Origin of the sequence: Adhaeribacter soli (assembly GCF_008727925.1) — a bacterium.
GTDB classification, from domain to species: Bacteria; Bacteroidota; Bacteroidia; order Cytophagales; family Hymenobacteraceae; genus Adhaeribacter_A; species Adhaeribacter_A soli.
Window position 1 is genome coordinate 200,758 of sequence record NZ_VTWT01000001.1, and the last position, 20,015, is coordinate 220,772.

Below are 20,015 nucleotides of genomic sequence, written 5' to 3' on the forward strand. Positions count from 1 at the left end.
CAGGAAAAGGAAGTATGACCGGGCTGCCAATTAAGGAAAGATAAACTTCAGTCCGGCAGGGCGGAAATGCTAGAATTTATAAGGGAAAAAGTAAGGCATGGGCAAAAAAAATGGCAGGTTCAACCTGCCATTTTTGAATGATAAAAAGGTTATTTTATGTTGATCTGGCGCCGTTTCTGTTTGCCGGTTTCTTCCACTTTCGGAATGGTCAGCATTAACACGCCGTTTTTGTACGAAGCATCGATATCTTCTTCGCGTACGGTTTCCGGCAGGCGGAACGAGCGCTGGAACGAGCTGAAGTTGTATTCGCGGCGGGTAAAGTTTTCATCGCCCTCGTTTTTTTCCATCTTTTTCTCCGCACTAATAATCAGCATGCGGTTCTGAACATCTACGTGAAAGTCTTCCTTGTTCAGACCCGGGGCGGCTACTTCGATCTGGTATTCTTTTTCGGTTTCGCGGATGTTGGTGGCCGGTACATTCTGCATGAGCTGGCCCGGCATAAAGCGGTTTCCGAAAAAATCGTTCTCGAACAGGCGGTTCATGTCGCCGATCAGGTCGGGAAGGATGCTGCCGGTTGCAGGTACATTGCTGGTTCTTCTTGAAGGCATCATAACGAATTAGTTTTTAAGGTTGAACATAAAATTTATGTGTATCTTTTTTTCACGGGCCGGGAGAGAAATCTTTGCCTGGGGCATCTGCTGGGCTGCCGGAACGGGCAGCAAGTGAAAATAAAACCTTCGTACTTACGAAATGCCTGAAAGCTGTGTTAGGGCAGAATGTTCAAATACATCGAATTATACGTTAATACGGGTTAACAACAGGTTAAACGCTGAATTTGAAAGCGGAAATTATACCGCCACTTCCAAATAAAGGTTAAGTTTAATGGGAAGGGATTATTTTCAGACGATATCCGTTTTCAGGATTTCCAGGTTAGCCGTTTCATTTAAATCCTGCTGCAATAGCCTGATCCGGAAGCTATTGAGGCAGGAAACCAGCACCAGGGCGGCGCAACCCAGGGCAATGTCGTTCATGGCGATATGATGGTCGAGGAGGGAACCGACAATGATCGGGGCCACGGCGCTGCTGAAAACCATGATCATGGAAAAAAAACTTCTTACCAGGCCCACTTTTTCGCTGCCGTAAAGTTCAGCAATAATCGCATTGCTGATAATTCCGCTCAGCCCGGCAGAAATTCCGGTTAACAGTAGAAAGAACAAAGCCGCAAATTTGCCCGGAATTATGGCCAGCGCCAGCAGGCCCAGCATTAAGGGGATGAGGTAGAACGGGAAAAGGGTGCGGGCTGAAAGCCGGTCGGTAAGCAGCCCGCCGTATAGCGAAAAAAGGAAACGGACCACGGCATAACCGGTAAAGCAAAGCGAGTAATATTCCAGCGGCCAGCCTTTTTCTTCGGCAAAAATGTACTGGTAAAAGAAAATGCCCGTACCAATAAAGCTGAAGGTTACCACCGGCGGTAGCAGGATCCAGAACGCTTTTCCGTTCACCAGGCTCCGGTAAAAGGCCCATTTTTCTTTACCGCTTACTTCGGCGGTTGGGGTGGCCACATCATAGGCTTCTACGTTTTGCTGCCGGATCACAAACAACAGAATTACCAGCATGGCCGCGCTTATAAACAAGGCTACCTGCCAGTTCCAGTAAGAAAGCGCTACGCCTATAATCAGGGGGAAGATCATTTCGCCCATCGGAAAACCCAAAGAAGACAAACTCAAAGCTTTGCCCCGGTCAACGGTAAAGTGGCGCGACATAACTGTAAGGCTGATGTGGCTCATTAACCCCTGGCCGCCTAAGCGGAGCCCGATAAGCGCCAGAAAAACCATGGCCGGATGCACGGCAAAAGCCAGGAGCAAACAGGCCGAAACCAGCAGCAAAATGGTGCGGGTGGTAAAGGGCCGCAACGGACTATGATCTACCAGGTGACCGTACTGCAAAAGGAACAGCGAAGAAACCAGCGTTGCGGCCGCATAATAACTGCCAAATTCGGAACGTGAGAGTTGGAACTGGCTTAAGATGAACGGTACAAAAAGCGAGATCAGGAAAGTTTGTCCGAAGCTCGAAAAAAACGTAAGCAACCACCCAAATGCTACCGGGTTGAAGTTGTTTTTCAGGAAGAGGTAATATGCCCGCATATGATCACAAGTTAACGTGGAACAAGTAGCTTTATGGGAATTTTAATGAAGCCGGAGATGCCTAAAACCCTGCGAAGCTGAAACGCTATTACCCTATTATGCTATTTGGTGAAATTTTGTTTTGCCTTTTTCGGGGATTGTCGTTTGGTTTTAACTTAGAGTTTTCTGCCGTTAATTTGCGTAAAATGGCGTTTAAGCCTGTAAATACCTGATTAGTAAGTGGCTTGGATGTTTTTTTAAATTTGGAAGACTGCAGAGAACAGTGCAATTCTTTTGCTTTTTCAGAAGGATCGAAGGATATCAAAAATGTGAAAATACCGCTTAATACGTACGTAATTACCCGGCCTGAATTAAGAGGCTGTTAAAACGGTAGGTATTTGCCGGAAAATCTGCCTTGGCCGCAACCGCTACCGCCGGTTTTAATGCCGGAGCTTCTGGAAGGAAGGAGGAAAGTGGTTATAAGAAAAAAGGTTACCGCCATTATAAATGGAAGTAACCTTAATTGATTAAAAAACAAAGGTATCAGGAATTAAACTACCCGATATTTTCCGAAGCAACCTTTCCGGTAAGCGGCTTACAGGAGTAATTACATTTTCAGTCCGGATAATATTACTCAGATACCAATGTCTTTTTCCTTAGTTGCCGACCGCAACCCTGATGGCCTGGCTCGATTTATTCGTAGTAAGGCGGAGCAGGTAAACCCCGGAAGCAAGTTCTGAACCTGCGGCTTTTTTGTTGAATTCTACGGAATGTACTCCCGCTTTTTTACCTGAAGCCGCGAAGGTTCTTACTTTCTGACCGGTCAGGTTGTAAAGTTCCAGCGCATGCACGGTTTCGCCTTCGGCAACGGTAAATTGCAGGGTTGCCTGGTTCTGAACCGGCATTGGGTACACGTTTAAACCAGCTTTAGAGGCAGTATTGCCGGCAGTGGCAGGAGTAAACGGTTTGGTATTACCCTTGCGTAGGTTCTGGTTGCTGTGGTGGCTGGATTTATACAAGATGTACTCCTGCTTGTCGTCGTAGAAGGAGTACAGCGTTTCGTTGTTCATGTCGTGGCGGCCGGCTACGGAAGGCGCATACTGGTTTCCGTTCAGGTCGAAATTAGCTATCGAGTAATCCGTGTAATACGGGATTCCGGTATAATCCAGCTGGCGTACCACGATCTCATAATCCTTATTAATGATGCCGCAATTTGAATCTTCGTAAGCCCAGGCTACTACAACCGTTTTATCTACGAAGGCAACTGCCGGGTAAAGGTTCGGGCATTTTTCAAGACTATGCTGGTCGTTCACTACCGTTGTATAAAAATTACCTGGTCCATGGGCTCCTGCATTCATGCTGTAAGCTACAATCTGATCCAGCCAATTGGAATTATCGATGCGGTGGGCAACAATCTGAACATCGTAAGGATCGGAGCTGATGTTCTGGTGCGGGGCGGCAATACGGGGCGTTTCCAGAACGGAACCGGAATTTACATAATCTACTTTATAAACAATGTTGCAATTTGAGCTGCCGTTATTCAACACGTCGTAATAGTCTTCCTGTTGCAGCAAAAGCACTTTGTTCGAGCCATCATCATAAACATAGGTAAAAGAAACAACGGTTTGGCCGGTGTTCCAATCGAAATACAGGGCTACATCCGGCTGGGAGCTTTTCACACCAGACACACAACTGCCGGAAACTTTGAAGATATTGCCGTTCAGGCCGCCACTGCCATAAAACTCGAAGCCGTGGGCATAGATCTCGTTGTTCTGTTCGAAAGTGATTATGCCGAATTTGTTTTTAAAATCGGTGTCGATGTTTGGGTTACTGCTGGGACCGTTGCCCGGGATATCTACCTGTTGCGGCCCATTAATGAGGTTCATGTTGCTGCCGTCGAACTCCCATAATTCTGCCCAGATTTCCGGGCCGCTGCCCTGGTCAAGTTCATAGGTAATAATTATCCGGCCGAACCAATGTGCATCCATTACAATATCCGGATCGCGTACGGTACCCAAAGAGGTTCCCTTAATGTATTCCGAACCAACAACGGAGCCGTTGGCCCAGTCCCAGCCAAAAGATGGCTTAAGCCCATCCCAGGCCATGATCTTAAACTCTTTGCCGTTGTATTCCCCAACATCGTTCCCGGTATTTTCTACCTTGTAGATCTGGTTTCCGCCGGGATCGGCCATGATGTTGTCCGGATTGGCAGCCCATTGGAACTGCGCCTGGGTGGGGTTGGCTGCAAACAGGAAACCTCCGGTAAGCAGGCTGAGCGTGAGTAATTTTACGTTTTTCATAAAAATTTTTTAAAGGGTTTAAATAAAAATTAAATATTAGTAAGCGGGTAAGGCACTAAACATTTAACTCCCTTCGCAACTGCACACCAACCTGGCAGGAAGTTTCAGATAATTTGCATAGAATTCGGAATGTGGATTAAAATCTATTTGTGAATTGATATAACCAAAGCTAACGTTAAGTTATCCTTTTTTCAAGGACAATGTGGGTTAAATCGTAACATCTAAATTCTTATATGTTTAGCGCCGGAATGTTGGTTCTTGCGTTTTGTTCGAACATTGTTCATGTAAAATTTGGCTTTAAGTAAGGTGCTTCGTAACATTTTGGTATAAAGAACAATATGAAAAAGCCCCTGAAATTTCCAGGGGCTTTTTCATATTGTTTAAAAACTTTTAATATCGGGGCAGCAATAGTCGGATAAAATGCGCTTTCCTTAATTTGGCATTCTGAAATAAACTTGTGATTCCTGTAATTCCGGCTCACCTGTTTCTTCTAACCTGACAATAGGTGTAGTGTAATTTAAAGTTAAGGAACAGGTTTTATATTAAAAGATAAAGCCTTGATTGGGACAAAACGGATGGGCCGCTTATAATAACGGAAGCTGCAGAATTCATATTCTCCAATTACCTGGCAGCAGCTCTGATTGCCCTGCAGACAAGGTCTTTACAAACTTACCAAAGGTTTACCTGCGAGTTACGCTTCGCTAAACTTGCGCGATGGACGGCCATGTTCAGGCATAACCGGTGAATTGGATAAGTTTGAATTGATTAAGACAGGAGGATTTTAAAATCATATTTATCAGGCAGCTGGCAGTATTTCCCGGCTTGGGCGATCGCCCAGGATTCTTACCAGTTCTTCTTTGTAAACCACTTCTTTTTCCAGCAACAGGTTGGCCAGTTCGGCTAATACGCCGGAATTTTTCTGCAACAGGTCTTTGGCCAGCTGGTAGGCTTCGTCCACTAGTTTCCGGACTTCTGCATCTATTAACTTGCCGGTTTCTTCACTGTAGGGCTTTACCAGCCGGTTGTCCTGCTGCCCGGTAGAATCGTAAAAGCTCACGTTGCCAACCTCTTTGTCGAAACCGTAATAGGCCACCATCATGTACGCTTCTTTCGTTACTTTTTCCAGGTCGTCCAAGGCGCCGGAAGTAACTTCCCCGAAGATTAGTTCTTCCGCTGCCCGGCCACCCAAAGCAGCAGCCATGCGTTCTTTGAATTCCGCTTCGGAGCGAAGCTGCCGTTCTTCCGGCAGGTACCAGGCGGCTCCCAGGGCTTTCCCGCGGGGAATGGTAGAGATTTTTACCAGCGGATCGACGTGCTTGAGCCGCCAGCTTACCACCGCGTGGCCGGCTTCGTGGTAGGCAATTACTTTTTTCTCCTGAGGCGATATGATCTTGCTTTTCTTCTCAGAGCCGGCAATAATGCGATCCAGGGCATCCATGAAATCCTGACGGTCTATTTTTTCTTTATTCCGGCGGGCGGCTACGAGGGCGGCTTCGTTGCAGGCATTGGCAATATCGGCGCCGGAAAAACCAGGCGTCTGGGCGGCCAGGAAATTAACATCTACACTTTCGTCGATTTTTAAGGGACGTAAATGCACTTTGAAGATCTCCTGCCGTTCTTTCATGTTGGGAAGCTCGAGGTAAATATGCCGGTCGAAGCGGCCGGGACGGAGCAGGGCCGGATCGAGCAATTCGGCGCGGTTTGTGGCTGCCATTACAATTACGCCGCTGTTGGTTTCAAAGCCGTCCATTTCGGTAAGCAACTGGTTCAGGGTGCTTTCACGTTCGTCGTTGGATCCTGCATAAAGCGAGTTTCTCCCCCGCGATTGGCCGATGCTGTCGATTTCGTCGATAAAAATAATACAAGGGGCTTTTTCTTTGGCCTGCCGGAAGAGGTCGCGCACGCGGGAAGCGCCCACGCCCACAAACATCTCAACAAATTCAGAGCCTGATATGGAAAAGAAGGGGACTTTTGCTTCGCCGGCTACGGCTTTGGCCAGTAAGGTTTTGCCGGTTCCCGGCGGGCCTACCAAAATCACGCCTTTCGGTATCTTGGCCCCCAGGCGGGTAAACGTATCAGGACTTTTCAGGAATTCGATCACTTCTTTTACTTCCATCTGGGCCTCGTCGAGACCCGCAATGTCCTGGAAAGTGGTCTGATTTTTATCAGCTTTTTCAATTAAAGTAGCTTTCGATTTGCCAAAACTGAATACCGAGGAACCGCCAGCCCCGCCGGCAGACTTGCGGACTACATAACTCCAGAAAAAGAACAGCAGCATTAAAGGGAAAATCCAGCTTAAAATGCTGCCCAGCCAGTTGCTTCTTTTAATGTAGGTAACCGGTACTTGTTTAGCCAGCGGCACATTTTTCTGGGCTTCTTCGAGTTGCCGTTCAAACGATTCCAGGGAGCCGATGGTCATGTGGTAGTGCGGTCCCTGCAAAATGGAAGTTCCACCGGAGGGCTTCATCACTTTATTGAAAGGGGGCGTATCGGCAAATTCTTTTTTAATGTAAATATTGGCCGTTTCGTCGTTGATCACTTCTATTTTTTGTACCGCATTTTTACTGAGCATGTCTCTTTGTACTGCCAGCCAGGTGGTTTCGCTGGTTTTATTGGCCGAATCATAAACCAGGTACATGGTCATCATTCCCAGAATGATCAGGTAGGTCCAGATGCCCGAGACATTCTGGGGAGTAGGCGGCCGGCCCGGCAATTTTCTGGTTGGTGGTGTAGGTGCCAAGAATGTTGAATTAAAAAGGTTGTTTCGTTACTTTTTTACCAGTTTCCGGTACCATTTTGCTTTCTTCCTTCCGCTTATTTCCGTTCTTTTCTGCTGGTTGAATAAACCCTTGCAAACTGAAAAATAAGCTTCCGTACGTTTCTTTCCGGAGCTGGAAAGGGCATGAGCCGGGATGCTGGTATGTAGTTTAAACGCTGTTTTAAGAAGAGCCTTTCAAAGTAAAAAGGGAACGCGGGCTAATTTTGAGGGAAGGGTTTAGGAGTTGAAGGTTTTTCTCCTTTAAATTTTTCCCACTTAACCCAGGACCTTGTCTGAATACGATTTTAAGGATTTATAAGAAAGACAGGATTGAATTTTGAAAAAGAATTAATTCGGTTTTAACGTTAAACAGGGTATTAAAAAAGCAAGAAATTATGCATTAGCCAATCCGAAGGCGTTCCGGCCTGAAACTGAGCTTTAAGCAGCCATTTTGACGTACTTCAGAGTTCTTATTTTCGACTTTCGCTACGCGCGTGCGGTTCTTCTTTTAACGAAATTCCAGAAGATCATTTAATCCTGTCTTTCTAATAAATCCTTAAAATCGTGTTCAGACAAACTAACCTTGTTTTTATTTATTTAACATAAAAACAGCAATTAAGAAAGATAAAGCCAGCTTAAAACTAAACCACGAATTAAGCAAGGGCCTGAGGGGTAGAAAGATTAATGTAAGGGCCCGGTAACCGGGTAAAGCATAAATTTCTTTATGTTTGTACTGGTAGCTGCCTAAAACCCGGAACCGAAAATTTTCGTCAAGAGGCAAGTTGCATTTTCTTCTAAAACCATTACCGTTAGTCCATGATCAGAAGTTTTTATCTCCAGAACGATGAGCTGCATTGGGAAAAGAATCCGGAGGACTTACTGGCTACCGAAAGAGGGCGCGTGATCTGGATAGACCTGCAGGCGCCAACCGCGGAGGAAATGCAACGGGTGGAGCAGGCCTTCGGCATCGAATTCTTTACGCCCCAGGAAGCGGCTGAAATTGAAAGCAGTTCGCGTTATTTCGAGGACACCACCGGCTTTGAGGCAAACAGTGCATTTGTGGTGTTCGAAAGCGGCGCTTACATAACCCGGCAGATCTCTTTTATTCTGAAAGGGGATATCCTGTTTACCCTTCGGCCCACGGAAATGAAAGCCTTTGCGGAAACGGTACGGAAAATGAAAACCTTCCGGAGCACTACCACCAAAGCCATGCAGATCTGGCTCCTGCTGCTGGAAACTCAGATCGATTTTGACGCCGACTTTATCGAGTTCCTGACCCGCACTACAAACAATGTAAGTAAAAAGCTGGTGAAGGAGCAATCCATTGAAGAGGAAACGCTGATCCGGCTCACGGAGCTGCAGGAAAATACCATTCTCATTCGCGACAGTATTGTGGATAAGCAACGGTTGGTTTCGTCCCTGCTCAGGAGCTTTTCGGTGGCAGATGCCGAGAAAGACCGCCTCCGCATTATTATCAAAGACATTAATTCGCTGTTGCAGCATGCTCAATTCAGCTTTGAACGGCTTGAGTACCTGCAGAATACCTTTCTGGGTTTAGTGAATATCGAGCAAAACCAGGTAATTAAGATCTTTACCGTGGTAACGGTGGTGTTTATGCCGCCAACTTTAATTGCAAGCGTTTACGGGATGAACTTTAAGGTGATGCCGGAATTGGAGTGGGCCGCCGGGTATCCGTTTGCGTTAATTTTGATGGTAATTTCTTCAATGGGTTTTCTCTGGTATTTCAAGCGGAAGAATTGGTTGTAGAATCCTTTTTAAGGAATTGGACATTGGTATCCGGATATTAGTATCTGGACTGGAATATGTAAAATTCTGTAATTCAGTAGATTGTATTGTTGCATTATCAGCCAGGTTATGCGGGTATTTTAGCCTTGCTGCTTAACCGTCAGCAAAAGCAGACGGCAATGAACTTTTGATAATTGCCTTGTTGCTTTTGGTGTTTACTTCATAGCTATTCCTGCAAAGTTCAATTTATTGCGTCTTCCCGACGAAAGGAGGGATCCCATCCAGTTGGTAGTCACTTGTAAAGGGAATAAAGGACTTTCCTTAAAATTAGTAAATGGAGATAAGTAACACGATTGATTTAGTTTGACAAGTAGTTTGTTTCCTCACTGTCATTCTGGAAGAAACCTGTGATTTCTGTGCTCCGGATTCTCAAGTTTCTTCCAGAATGACAATGGTGGTAGTTTAAAGTAAGTTTGTCCACTTTCTTACTTGCCTTTAAAGTTCATTTGTTTTACCGCCTTTTTTCAGGCTGCCCGGCCGTAGCTCTTAACTTTCAGCTCCTGAAACAGTAGGTTAAAGAAGAGAAAAAGTGCACGGTATGGAGCAGCAACGGATCTTAATTGGGTTGGCAGGAGATGTGATGATCGGCAGGGGCGTAAGCAACAGCATTGCGCATACCAATTACCGGTACCTCTGGGGAAATGTTTTGCCTTTGCTCAAAAGCACCGACCTGAATATTGGCAACCTGGAAACCACCCTGACCCATTGCACCAAAAAAGTATTAAAGGTTTTTAATTTCCGTTCCGAACCCCTGCATGTGAATGCTTTGCTGGAAGCTAATTTTCAGCTCGTGAATGTAGCTAATAACCATATCCTGGACTTTGGGCAGGATGGTATGGAAGACACCTTAAAAACCCTGAATGTTGCCGGAATAAAGCATACCGGCGCCGGCCGGAACCTGGCGGAAGCTACCGCGCCTGCTTTTTCCGAGGTAAAAGGCTTAAAGCTTGGCATGCTGGGTTTTACCGACAACGAACCAACCTGGAAAGCCGGTCCTGATTCCGGAGGCATCAATTACCTGAACCCTGAAAACGAAGAGGACCGCAATACAGCTCTGGCTGACATCAGGAGGCTACGCCCGGAAGTGGATTTTCTGGTGGTAAGCATTCACTGGGGGCCAAACATGCGCGAGCAGCCGCCGGCCCATTTTCAGGCTTTTGCCCGCGAAATGGTGCAAAACGGAGCCGACCTTATTCACGGGCACAGCGCCCACATTTTTCAGGGCATCGAGCTTTTTGAAAATAGACTGATCCTGTATGACACCGGCGATTTTATTGATGATTACGTCGTGGATTCCCGGCTTCGCAACAACTTGTCTTTTCTTTACCTGCTTGAACTGGAAAACGCGAAGATTTTAAGCCTGAAACTGGTGCCTACCTGCATTCATAATTATAAAGTGAACCTGGCAGAAGGCAGCGATTATGAATGGTGCATGAAACGGGTGCAACAGCTTTCAGCCGTTTTGGGAACGCGGATCAGCCATGAAGGGATTATTACTTTAAGTTGAATTCGGGTTGTGATTTTTGCAACGCTTGGGTAATACAAATTGCTTGCTTTACCTTATTTTAGCCCATTTGTAAGCAGGTTTTGCTTTGGGTGTTTGATGTTGTTAAATGATTTGCATTTTAAATTTAACATTGGAGTTGCCCGATAGATTGCATTTGGAAGTTTAGGTGGATAGTAATGTATGATGTTGAAAATAAAAATGTTATTTCGGAAAATGAAAGCCAATGAGGAAAAAGTAAGGCATTTTTTTAGTGAATAAATTCTCAAAACCTTTTTGATTGTAGCATTTACCAGGAAAAAATAACGACTTTTGCGGAAAATTTGCTCATCTGCAATGTTAAGAAAACCAAAAAACTTTTCCGGTAAATTTCTGCTGTTGTTCCTGTTGTTCCTCAACAGCCAGCTGGCTTATTCACAAGGAGCCCGCTACACCATTAGCGGCTACGTCCGCGATGCCCGCACGGGCGAAGAACTGATCGGCGCTTCAATTTTTGTAAAGGAGTTGCCCAATGCCGGCACCCAGACCAATTCCTACGGGTTTTATTCCCTTTCCATTCCTGAAGGCAATTACCACCTGGTGGCGCAATACATTGGTTATAACGCCAAATCTTCTTCCGTTAAATTAAACCAGAATACGAAACTGAATTTCAGCCTTTCGGGCCAGGAAACGGAATTGCAGGAAGTAGAGGTAACCAGCACCCGCAAAAACGAAAACGTGGTGCGTACCCAGATGGGCGTGGAAAAGCTGGACATGCAGGAAATAAATACCATTCCGGTTTTAATGGGCGAAAAAGACGTGATCAAAACCATGCAGCTGATCCCGGGAATTAAATCGGCGGGCGAGGGGAACGGCGGTTTTTACGTGCGCGGCGGCAGCGCCGACCAGAACCTGATCCTGCTGGACGAAGCGCCGGTGTACAACGCCTCGCATTTGCTTGGTTTCTTTTCGGTTTTCAATTCCGACGCCATTAAGAACGTAACGATCTACAAAGGCGGTATGCCGGCCGAATACGGCGGCAGATTGTCTTCGGTGCTCGATATTAAAATGAACGACGGCAATAACCAGAAATTCGGCGTAAGCGGCGGCATCGGGTTAATTTCTTCGCGCATAAACGTAGAAGGCCCGATCGTGAAAGAAAAAGGTTCATTTTCGGTATCGGCCCGCCGTTCGTATGCCGATATTTTCCTGAAGCTTTCTTCCGACAGCGCCATCCGCGATTCGCGCCTGTATTTTTACGACGTAAACGCCAAAGCCAATTACCGCATAAACGAAAACAACCGCGTATTTTTATCGGGTTATTTCGGCAAAGATGTGCTTGGTTTTCAGAACCTTTTCGGCTTCGACTGGGGAAATGCCACAGGTACCTTGCGCTGGAACCACTTATTCAGCGATAAGCTTTTTTCGAACACCTCGCTTATTTACAGCAACTACAAATACAACATCGATATTAATGCCGGCGCCACCGATTTCAACATCATTTCCCGCATTCAGGACTGGAACCTGAAACAGGATTTTGAATATTATCCGGGGGCGCGTAGCACGTTTAAATTCGGACTGAATTCCATTCACCATAAGATCGTTCCGGGCGCTATTTCCGCCGGCGAATCTTCGACCATTAACAGCCGCAAATTGCCGAACCGGTATTCCTGGGAGAATGCTTTTTATGTATCGCACGATTACAAACTTACCGAGAACCTGAACCTGGCTTACGGGCTGCGGGTAAGCAGTTTCAGCGTGCTGGGGCCGGGTAATTTTTATACCAATAATGCCGCCGGTGAACCGATCGATACCACCGTTTACGAGTCAGGTAAGTTGGTGAAAACCTATGTGAATCCGGAACCACGCGTGGCCTTAAGTTACATCATCAGCGAAAAACATTCCGTTAAAGCTTCTTACGGTCGGAACGCCCAGTACCTGCACCTGCTTTCCAATACTACTTCCGGCAGCCCAACCGATCTGTGGCTGCCTTCCGGTACGTTTGTAAAGCCCGGCCTTGCCGATCAGGTTTCGCTGGGTTACTTCCGGAATTTCCTCGACAACAACTACGAATTCTCGACCGAAGTTTACTACAAAGATCTGCAAAACCAGATCGATTACCGCAACGGCGCCCAGCTGGAATTTAACGAGAACGTGGAAGGCGAATTGCTGATCGGGGAAGGCCGCGCCTATGGCATCGAGTTTTTCCTGAAAAAGAAATACGGAAAATTCAACGGCTGGGTGGGCTACACCTTGTCGCGTTCGGAACGTAAATTCGACCAGATAAACAACGGCAGTTATTACCCGGCCAAGCAAGACCGCACCCACGATATTTCTCTGGTGGGTATTTATAACCTGAACGAAAAATGGACCTTTTCTTCCACCTTCGTTTATTATACCGGCAATGCCGTAACGTTCCCGAGCGGTAAATACCGGATCAACGACCGCATCGAAAACCTCTACACCGAACGCAACGGTTACCGCATGCCGGCCTACCACCGTCTCGATGTCGGGGCCACCTGGATCCGGAAGAAAACCGAGAAGTTCGAGTCGAGCTGGTCGTTTTCAATCTACAATGTGTACGGGCGCGAAAATGCGTACATCATTCAGTTCGAGCAAAGCGAAACCGACCCGAGCCGGACCGAAGCCAAACAAATTGCGCTTTTCAAAATGGTGCCATCTTTCAGCTATAACTTTAAATTCTAATGAAACTTAATCATACCTTTTCTATACTGAAACCTACCGTTTTACGGGCTTTGCTGCCGGCAGTAATGCTATTGTCTTCCTGTGAAAAAGTGCTGGACATAGACCTGAAAGAAGCCGAGCCGCGGGTTATAATTGAAGCCAATGTAAGCGACCAGCCCGGGCCCTATTCAGTAATAATTACGCGGAGTGTGAGTTTTAATGAAACGAATAATTTCCCGACGGTAAATGGCGCCGAAGTAATACTGAGCGATAATGCCGGCAACTCCGAAACCTTAACCGAAACCGCGCCGGGCGTTTATAAAACAGCCGGTTTTCAGGGCGTTCCGGGCCGGAATTATTTTCTGAAGATCAAGGCCAACGGGCAGGAGTACGATGCCGTTTCCAGCATGCCGCAACCCATTGCGATCCAGGAATTAAAGGTGCAGAAATCCACTTTCGGCGGCGATAGGTTAATGCCGATCATTAAGTTTCAGGACCCGCCGGAAACCGGGAATTATTACCGGGCCTTTTACATCGTTAATGGCAAAGCTTCCAACCGGTTGCTTTATTTAGATGACGACAATCATAACGGCAACATTATTGAAGGCAATTTCTTCGATCCGGACATTGAATTGAAATCCGGCGATGTGGTTACGATTGTGCTGCAAACCATAAACGAAAAAATGTACCGGTTTTTGCGCGAAGAAGATATGTCCGGCAGCAGCCAAGCGGCTTCTCCGGCTAACCCGACGAGCCATTTCAGCAACAATGCCTTAGGATACTTTTCAACCCACGGCCAGACTTCGGCTACCGTTACGGTTCCGTAATTTTTAAGGCAATTGGTCGTGGGGTTTTATTGCAAAGATGAGTTGATAAAGGACGCCTATTGGATAAAGCCCTTATTAGGTGGGCTATGATTAGGACAAAAAATTAATATTGAGTCATCTCGACGCCAGGAGAGATTTCCCGAATAAGGTGGAAAAGCCTGAATAATAGGTATTAACAACTTGATGAGATCTCTCCTGGCGTCGAGATGACGGGAAAAGCTAAAGTTTTGCACTTTATTACCCTTTCTAACCCTGTAAAAGCCGCTTCATGTTTTCCGAAATTGCCCAACTTCAAATAAAAGAAACTTTACGAAATTGAAAAAACGGTAAGAAATATGCACTGGAAAACCTTATAAATTAATCCGGAAATTCTGTAACGCATTGGGGCTTAATTGTAGCGAACTTTGTTCTATAAGTAAAGAACCACAATTATGAAAAAGCTTCATTTTAAAACCAATATCAATTGCGGCGGCTGCTTAAAGGCCGTAACCCCAACCCTGAACCAAACCGAAGGCATTAAATGCTGGCAGGTAGATACTGAAAATCCGGAAAAAATCATGACGGTGGAAACCGAAACCTTAACGGAAAAGGAAGTGATTGCTGCCGTGGAAAAGGCGGGCTTTAAAGCTTCAGCGCTTTAATTTTAGAATTCTTATTGGGTTAACATTTATTCAAAACAGTAGTTTAACAGGAAAGGCTAAGCATTTAAATTGACCGGTTTTTTCCTGCTTTAAGCTACTGTTTTTATTTGGATTTCTGTTGCCACCAATGGCTTTGCGTGGCTGGTTTATCAAGCTGAACCAGTTCGCCGATCTGGGGAGTGGTAACCACTATTCCTTGCTTTTCGGTTTCAGCCAGTAAGCGTTCAATAGGTTCGGTCCAGGCGTGAAGGGCGAGGGCGAACTTACTCCAGTGGATTGGCATGAGTACTTTTCCTTTCAAGTCGAGGTGCGCCTGGGCGGTTTCTTCGGGCATCATGTGAATGCTGGGCCAGTTGGTATTGTATTGCCCGCATTCCAGCATGGTGATGTCGAACGGTCCGTATTTTTCTCCGATCTGCTTAAAGTGCTCACCATAACCCGAATCACCGCCCAGGTAAATAGATTGATCCCTGCTTTTCAGTACGTAGGAAGTCCAAAGAGTTTCGTTGCGGTCGGTGAGGCTGCGGCCGGAAAAATGGCGCGCCGGGGTGGCGGCTAAAAACAGTTCTGGCGTAATTTGCACTTCATTCCACCAATCCAGTTCCTTTATATTTTCCTGCGGAATTCCCCAGTCCTGCAGGTGCGCGCCCACGCCCAGGGGTACGTAAAACTGCTTTACTTTTTTGGCCAGTTTCTCTATCGTTTTGCGGTCGAGGTGGTCATAATGGTCATGCGAAATTAAAATGAAATCGATGGCCGGCAGGTCTTCTACCTGGTAAACATCGGTGCCTAAGAAGTTTTTCGGGCCTAGGAACTGAAAAGGTGAAGTGCGCTTGCTGAAAACCGGATCGACGAGGATATTCTTTCCCTGCCATTGCAGCAGAAACGAAGAATGCCCGAACCACGTAAATTGCAATTTCTCAGAAAGTACCGGTTGCGTAAGGTCTCTTTTAATTACCGGAATAGCTTCTTCGGGCGATTTAACCACGTCGCTGGAAAAACGGTCTTTCATAATCTTCCAGAAAGAAGCGTTCTCCGCCATCATTTCCGTCCTGGTCTGGTTTTGAAACTTGCCGTCTTTAAAATTCGGGGATTGCTGCAAACGGGCGAGCCGGGCTTTTTTCGGTTCTTTATCGGAAGAGAAATTAACTTGGGTCATCAAAAGGCTTGCGCTAAAAAGGCAGGTTAAAAGAAGCATAAGGTTTTTTTTGTTTCGGAAGGGTAGCATTCAGGTGTTGTAATTGGGCAGCGGTAATTAAAATAAGGTGAACAATGGTTTAAGGAAGGCTGTCTTTGCATACGGATACAAACGTAGGAAAAGCAAATAAATTCTAAGACAAACAAATTCAATAAATTCGGATAAGGTTATGGCTTTATTCAAAACAAAGGCTAATTTTGCTTCCTTTACGCTTTCTTCATAAATGCTTCAAAAGGTCGGCCAGTTTTTTGGTTGTGTAAATTGTAAAAGATCGTTGGTTTTCCGGACCGAACAGGCCAATTGCGTGATCTGCACCAATTGCCGGGCGCTGAACTACCGCCTCTCCATCCCGGAAAAAGAAGCGCCGGTAACCGAAAAGGTGAAGGAAGAAATGAGCGTGATCCGGGTAGGTACTACCGGCACGTTCCGGGAAATAAAATTTGAGGTGGTCGGCCGGTATCAGTATCTTTTCAAGGACGGTTACCGCAACCATTGGCAAATAGTTTTCAGCGATGGCCGGGAGAGCTGGCTTGGCGATTGGGCCGGAAACTACAGTATTTTTCAAGCCCATAATAATACAGTTGCCGAAACTTTTGCTAATGCCGTTCCGGGAAAAAAAGTAGAGATCAATAAAATTTCCTTCGAGCTCGAAATGCTGGATGAGCACCGCCTTACGCTTGCCGAAGGCGAAGTAAACGATCTGGTTTTAGGGCTGAAAGGTTTTATCTCCTTGTTTTTCATAAACCCTTCCGGGGCGATGGCGCTGGTAAACATTTACCCCCAGAAGAAAGCAGATGCCCCAAAGGGGGTGTACCAAACCCCGCGCATCGAAATTTTTACCGGCAATTACGTGGAATTTTCTTCCCTGAATTTACAGAATACCCGCAACTACGATGATTGGCGCTGAAGTTGAAGTTTTAGAAAAGTTGCCGGAAACCAGCAGCATAACCTGCCCGAAATGTAGCCAGGAATTGCCCTGCCATACCTATGCTCAGGCCCGCAATATTGTGTGTAACAAGTGCGACCGGATTTTTGAGATCCGGGAAGGCGGCTTGCTTACGGTAAAGCAATTTGAAAAATACACCTTGCCGCCGGTATTGCCTCTGGGCGCCAAAGGCCGGTTAAAGGGTGTGCCGTTTACGGTAGTCGGATTCATTGTTTATCAGGAACGCGACAGCCATTACCGGTGGCGGGAGTATGTTTTGTTTAACCCGGTGCAGGGGTATGCTTACCTTTCGGAATTCAACGGGCACTGGAATTTCTTTCAGCCGATCTACGATTATTCGCACGGCAATAACCTGCACCGTTCCTTTGTGTATGAAGGCGCGACGTTCAACCTGTTCCACCGGTATTATTCCAAAGTGGTTTACGCCAGCGGTGAATTTTTCTGGAACATAACCTCCGGCAGTCCCTTTTGCACGGAATATGTTGCGCCGCCATACATTATTACCCGCATAAAAACCGAAAAGCAGCTTACCTGGCTTTTGGGTGAATACCTGGAGCCGGAACTTATAAAAGAGGCTTTCGGGCTGCAGGCGGAAATGCCGCAACAGATCGGGATCGGCGCTACCGAACCGCTTTCCGGGGGGCTTTCCTTCGGGAAGATCAAGAAGATTTCGGTAATAGCGGCGCTTGCTTTGTTGTTCCTGCACCTGTTCTTTATGATAATTGCCAGGAAAGAAGTAATTTCAAATACCGAATTTACTTTTGCCACAGCAGCTGCACCTCCGGTACAGCCGGGTCCTGAAACCGATCCGGTTACGCAATCCTATTTGCTTTCGGTAAACACCAGTTCAGCGGAACAGCCTCCTATTGTAGGGCCTGCTTTTAAGTTGAGCACCGGCCTATTAGGATCTTCCAATATGCTCGTTTCCTTGTCTGCGCCGGTTCAGAACGATTGGTTTGCCACGGCCATTACGCTCCGGAATACGACTACCATGCAGGAATACGATTTTGAACTGGGCGTGGAATATTATTCCGGTTATGAAGACGGCTATTCGTGGTCGGAAGGAAATCATTCGACGGAAACCTTGCTGTCGGCTTTGCCGGACGGCGAATACCAGACGTTTATCCGGCCGTACCAGTCCCAGCAAAATGTTCCTTTTTTTACCCTGAAGCTGGAAAACGATGTGCCGGTCTGGTCTAATTTCTGGATCATCCTGCTGCTGATCACTGCGTTTCCGGCCATTCAGTATTTCCGGGAAAAGAACTTTGAAATGCGCCGCTGGATGAACTCCGATTTCTCGCCCTACGATCAATAAGGATGAAAAAGTTTAAACTCTCGACCTTCAATATTTTTATGGTTTACCTGGCATTTCTGCTGGGCTACTTTGTGTACGCCGGTTTTGCTGGTTCGCGTTTGCTCGGCGACGACAAAGAAGAATACGAACCGGAAGGCGTGCGTACGCATTCCGGAAATTCCCACCATTACCGTTCCTATCATAAATAATTAAAACATGGAAGCATACCTGAACTACAAGTACATCGTTTCGTCGGTGGTTTATTCCTTTATCGGCATTCTCATTCTGGCCCTTTCTTTCTGGATCCTGGAAAAAATTACGCCCGAAAATCTCTGGAAAGAGATCCTGGAAAGGCAGAACCTGGCCCTTGCCGTTATTTTAAGCGCTTTTATTTTAGCCATTGCCATCATTATTGCTTCGGCCGTTCACGGGTAAATTAACATGCGCATTAGTATTCAGGCCCTGCTGTTGTTTTCGGTGTTTGTGGTGGCCACCTGCGGACTGGTTTATGAACTGGTAGCCGGTACGCTGGCCAGTTACCTGTTAGGCGATTCCGTAACCCAGTTCTCTACCATTATCGGTGCTTACCTGTTTTCCATGGGCATCGGCAGTTATCTTTCCAAGTACTTTAACCGCAACCTTATTGCCTGGTTTATCCAGATAGAGGTGCTGGTGGCGGTAGTGGGTGGCAGCAGTTCTACTTTGCTTTACCTGCTGTTCGATCGGGTGGAGTCGTTCCGGCTGGTGCTGTATTTGCTGGTGGCTTTAACCGGCATTCTGGTAGGGTTGGAAATCCCGCTGATCATGCGCATTCTCAAAGACCGGTTCGAATTCAAAGACCTGGTATCCCAGATCTTTACTTTCGATTATATCGGCGCGTTGCTGGCTTCGGTGGTTTTTCCGCTGTTTCTGGTACCGTTCTTAGGTATTTTGCGCACCTCTTATCTGTTTGGTTTATTCAACGCGGTGGTGGCTTTGGTGCTTTGCTTTTACTTTAACCGCGAAATTCGCTGGGCAACTTACCTGAAAGGAACCTGTGTAATGGCTATTTTATTTCTGATGGCCGGTATGGTTTACTCCGATAAGATCCTGGCTTTTACCGAAAGTTTGAATTATCCCGATAAAATAGTGTATACCGCCCAATCGCCGTATCAGCGGATTGTGCTAACCAAAAATTCCCACGATTACCGGCTTTTCCTGAACGGGAACCTGCAGTTCAGCAGCGCCGACGAATACCGGTATCACGAAGCCCTGGTGCATCCGGGCTTAAACGGTATCGAAAAGCCGGAAAAAGTGCTGGTATTAGGCGGCGGCGACGGTTTGGCGGTGCGGGAAGTTTTGCGTTATCCGGACGTGAAGAAAGTTGTGTTGGTTGACCTGGACAAGGAAATGACCCATATTTTTACGCATCATGCCTCTTTGCTTGATCTGAACCGGAAATCACTTTTATCGCCTAAGGTAACCGTAGTAAACGCCGATGCCTTCCAATGGATAAAAACCAATACCGAGCAGTTCGATTTTGTGGTGGTCGATTTTCCGGATCCGGGAAATTATTCGGTGGGAAAACTCTATACCAATACGTTTTACAACCAGCTTAAAAGGGTAGTGGCTCCGGGCGGACAAGTGGTTATTCAGGCTACTTCGCCGTTTGTGGCACCCAATTCTTACTGGTGCGTGGTAAATACCTTGCAGGCGGTCGGTTTCCGGACCCTGCCTTACCATGCCCACGTGCCTTCCTTCGGCGACTGGGGATTTGTAATGGCTACTTTAGAACCCGGTTTTAAACTGGAAAAGGAATTTTTACCGGAACTGAAGTTTCTGAACAAAGCTACTTTCGAGCAGATGTGCGTATTCCCGAAGGATATGCCCGGCAAACAAACGGAAGTGAATAAGCTGAACAACCAGGTACTGGTGCATTATTTTGAAAAGGAGTGGGGGAAGTACCTGAATTAAA

15 protein-coding genes are annotated in these 20,015 nt (G+C 46.5%); 10 read left to right on the plus strand and 5 right to left on the minus strand.

Annotated features, from left to right (window positions below; translation table 11 throughout):
* Positions 1-149: 149 nt before the first annotated feature.
* From F0P94_RS00765 to ftsH, 4 genes are all read right to left on the minus strand, one after another.
* The gene (locus tag F0P94_RS00765; RefSeq protein ID WP_225307073.1) at positions 150-611 is read right to left on the minus strand and encodes an Hsp20/alpha crystallin family protein; all 462 of its coding nucleotides are present in this window, start codon (positions 609-611) and stop codon (positions 150-152) included.
* Between the two features lie 288 nt (positions 612-899).
* Positions 900-2,144, minus strand: a complete 1,245-nt coding sequence (locus F0P94_RS00770) for an MFS transporter (RefSeq protein ID WP_150901796.1) — start codon at positions 2,142-2,144, stop codon at positions 900-902.
* Positions 2,145-2,779: 635 nt separating this feature from the next.
* Positions 2,780-4,423: a T9SS type A sorting domain-containing protein gene (locus F0P94_RS00775; RefSeq protein WP_150901797.1), complete on the minus strand. Its 1,644-nt coding sequence runs from the start codon at positions 4,421-4,423 to the stop codon at positions 2,780-2,782.
* Positions 4,424-5,219: 796 nt separating this feature from the next.
* On the minus strand, positions 5,220-7,163 hold the full coding sequence (gene ftsH / locus F0P94_RS00780; protein WP_225307075.1) for an ATP-dependent zinc metalloprotease FtsH: 1,944 nt from the start codon (positions 7,161-7,163) through the stop codon (positions 5,220-5,222).
* An 834-nt stretch (positions 7,164-7,997) separates the two neighbouring features.
* On the opposite strand from ftsH, the gene corA reads away from it, so the two are divergent.
* From corA to F0P94_RS00805, 5 genes are all read left to right on the plus strand, one after another.
* The gene (gene corA / locus F0P94_RS00785) at positions 7,998-8,948 is read left to right on the plus strand and encodes a magnesium/cobalt transporter CorA (protein ID WP_150901798.1); all 951 of its coding nucleotides are present in this window, start codon (positions 7,998-8,000) and stop codon (positions 8,946-8,948) included.
* Between the two features lie 577 nt (positions 8,949-9,525).
* Positions 9,526-10,494, plus strand: a complete 969-nt coding sequence (locus F0P94_RS00790) for a CapA family protein (RefSeq protein ID WP_150901799.1) — start codon at positions 9,526-9,528, stop codon at positions 10,492-10,494.
* 333 nt (positions 10,495-10,827) lie between these two features.
* Positions 10,828-13,176 carry a TonB-dependent receptor gene (locus F0P94_RS00795; protein WP_150901800.1) on the plus strand — a complete coding sequence of 783 codons (2,349 nt, stop codon included), beginning with the start codon at positions 10,828-10,830 and terminating at the stop codon, positions 13,174-13,176.
* Positions 13,176-13,982, plus strand: a complete 807-nt coding sequence (locus F0P94_RS00800; RefSeq protein WP_150901801.1) for a DUF4249 domain-containing protein — start codon at positions 13,176-13,178, stop codon at positions 13,980-13,982. The genes F0P94_RS00795 and F0P94_RS00800 overlap by 1 nt, the downstream gene beginning before the upstream one ends.
* Before the next feature lie 431 nt (positions 13,983-14,413).
* Positions 14,414-14,623, plus strand: a complete 210-nt coding sequence (locus F0P94_RS00805; protein WP_150901802.1) for a heavy-metal-associated domain-containing protein — start codon at positions 14,414-14,416, stop codon at positions 14,621-14,623.
* A gap of 103 nt (positions 14,624-14,726) precedes the next feature.
* Here F0P94_RS00805 and F0P94_RS00810 read toward each other — a convergent pair whose 3' ends face one another.
* The gene (locus F0P94_RS00810) at positions 14,727-15,782 is read right to left on the minus strand and encodes an MBL fold metallo-hydrolase (RefSeq protein WP_225307076.1); all 1,056 of its coding nucleotides are present in this window, start codon (positions 15,780-15,782) and stop codon (positions 14,727-14,729) included.
* A 262-nt stretch (positions 15,783-16,044) separates the two neighbouring features.
* Here F0P94_RS00810 and F0P94_RS00815 point away from each other — a divergent pair, with 262 nt between their 5' ends.
* From F0P94_RS00815 to F0P94_RS00835, 5 genes are read left to right on the plus strand one after another with little or no spacing between them, the layout of a single operon-like run.
* A complete protein-coding gene (locus F0P94_RS00815; protein WP_150901804.1) occupies positions 16,045-16,728 on the plus strand; it encodes a DUF4178 domain-containing protein in 684 nt (227 codons plus the stop codon).
* Positions 16,715-18,082 (plus strand): DUF4178 domain-containing protein, encoded by a 1,368-nt coding sequence (locus tag F0P94_RS00820; protein WP_150901805.1) that lies wholly within the window; start codon positions 16,715-16,717, stop codon positions 18,080-18,082. The genes F0P94_RS00815 and F0P94_RS00820 overlap by 14 nt, the downstream gene beginning before the upstream one ends.
* Positions 18,083-18,084: 2 nt before the next feature.
* Complete coding sequence (locus tag F0P94_RS00825) at positions 18,085-18,270, plus strand: hypothetical protein (protein ID WP_150901806.1); 186 nt, start codon at positions 18,085-18,087, stop codon at positions 18,268-18,270.
* A 7-nt stretch (positions 18,271-18,277) separates the two neighbouring features.
* On the plus strand, positions 18,278-18,496 hold the full coding sequence (locus F0P94_RS00830; protein ID WP_150901807.1) for a DUF350 domain-containing protein: 219 nt from the start codon (positions 18,278-18,280) through the stop codon (positions 18,494-18,496).
* Between the two features lie 6 nt (positions 18,497-18,502).
* Entirely contained in the window at positions 18,503-20,014 is a 1,512-nt protein-coding gene (locus F0P94_RS00835; RefSeq protein WP_150901808.1) for a polyamine aminopropyltransferase, read from the plus strand.
* Position 20,015 lies beyond the last annotated feature (1 nt).

Coding starts and splice junctions, on each gene's coding strand:
- F0P94_RS00765 (WP_225307073.1), bottom strand. CDS start 611: ATGATGCCTTCAAGAAGAACCAGCAATGTACCTGCAACCGGCAGCATC.
- F0P94_RS00770 (WP_150901796.1), bottom strand. CDS start 2,144: ATGCGGGCATATTACCTCTTCCTGAAAAACAACTTCAACCCGGTAGCA.
- F0P94_RS00775 (WP_150901797.1), bottom strand. CDS start 4,423: ATGAAAAACGTAAAATTACTCACGCTCAGCCTGCTTACCGGAGGTTTC.
- corA (WP_150901798.1), top strand. CDS start 7,998: ATGATCAGAAGTTTTTATCTCCAGAACGATGAGCTGCATTGGGAAAAG.
- F0P94_RS00790 (WP_150901799.1), top strand. CDS start 9,526: ATGGAGCAGCAACGGATCTTAATTGGGTTGGCAGGAGATGTGATGATC.
- F0P94_RS00795 (WP_150901800.1), top strand. CDS start 10,828: ATGTTAAGAAAACCAAAAAACTTTTCCGGTAAATTTCTGCTGTTGTTC.
- F0P94_RS00800 (WP_150901801.1), top strand. CDS start 13,176: ATGAAACTTAATCATACCTTTTCTATACTGAAACCTACCGTTTTACGG.
- F0P94_RS00805 (WP_150901802.1), top strand. CDS start 14,414: ATGAAAAAGCTTCATTTTAAAACCAATATCAATTGCGGCGGCTGCTTA.
- F0P94_RS00810 (WP_225307076.1), bottom strand. CDS start 15,782: ATGACCCAAGTTAATTTCTCTTCCGATAAAGAACCGAAAAAAGCCCGG.
- F0P94_RS00815 (WP_150901804.1), top strand. CDS start 16,045: ATGCTTCAAAAGGTCGGCCAGTTTTTTGGTTGTGTAAATTGTAAAAGA.
- F0P94_RS00820 (WP_150901805.1), top strand. CDS start 16,715: ATGATTGGCGCTGAAGTTGAAGTTTTAGAAAAGTTGCCGGAAACCAGC.
- F0P94_RS00825 (WP_150901806.1), top strand. CDS start 18,085: ATGAAAAAGTTTAAACTCTCGACCTTCAATATTTTTATGGTTTACCTG.
- F0P94_RS00830 (WP_150901807.1), top strand. CDS start 18,278: ATGGAAGCATACCTGAACTACAAGTACATCGTTTCGTCGGTGGTTTAT.
- F0P94_RS00835 (WP_150901808.1), top strand. CDS start 18,503: ATGCGCATTAGTATTCAGGCCCTGCTGTTGTTTTCGGTGTTTGTGGTG.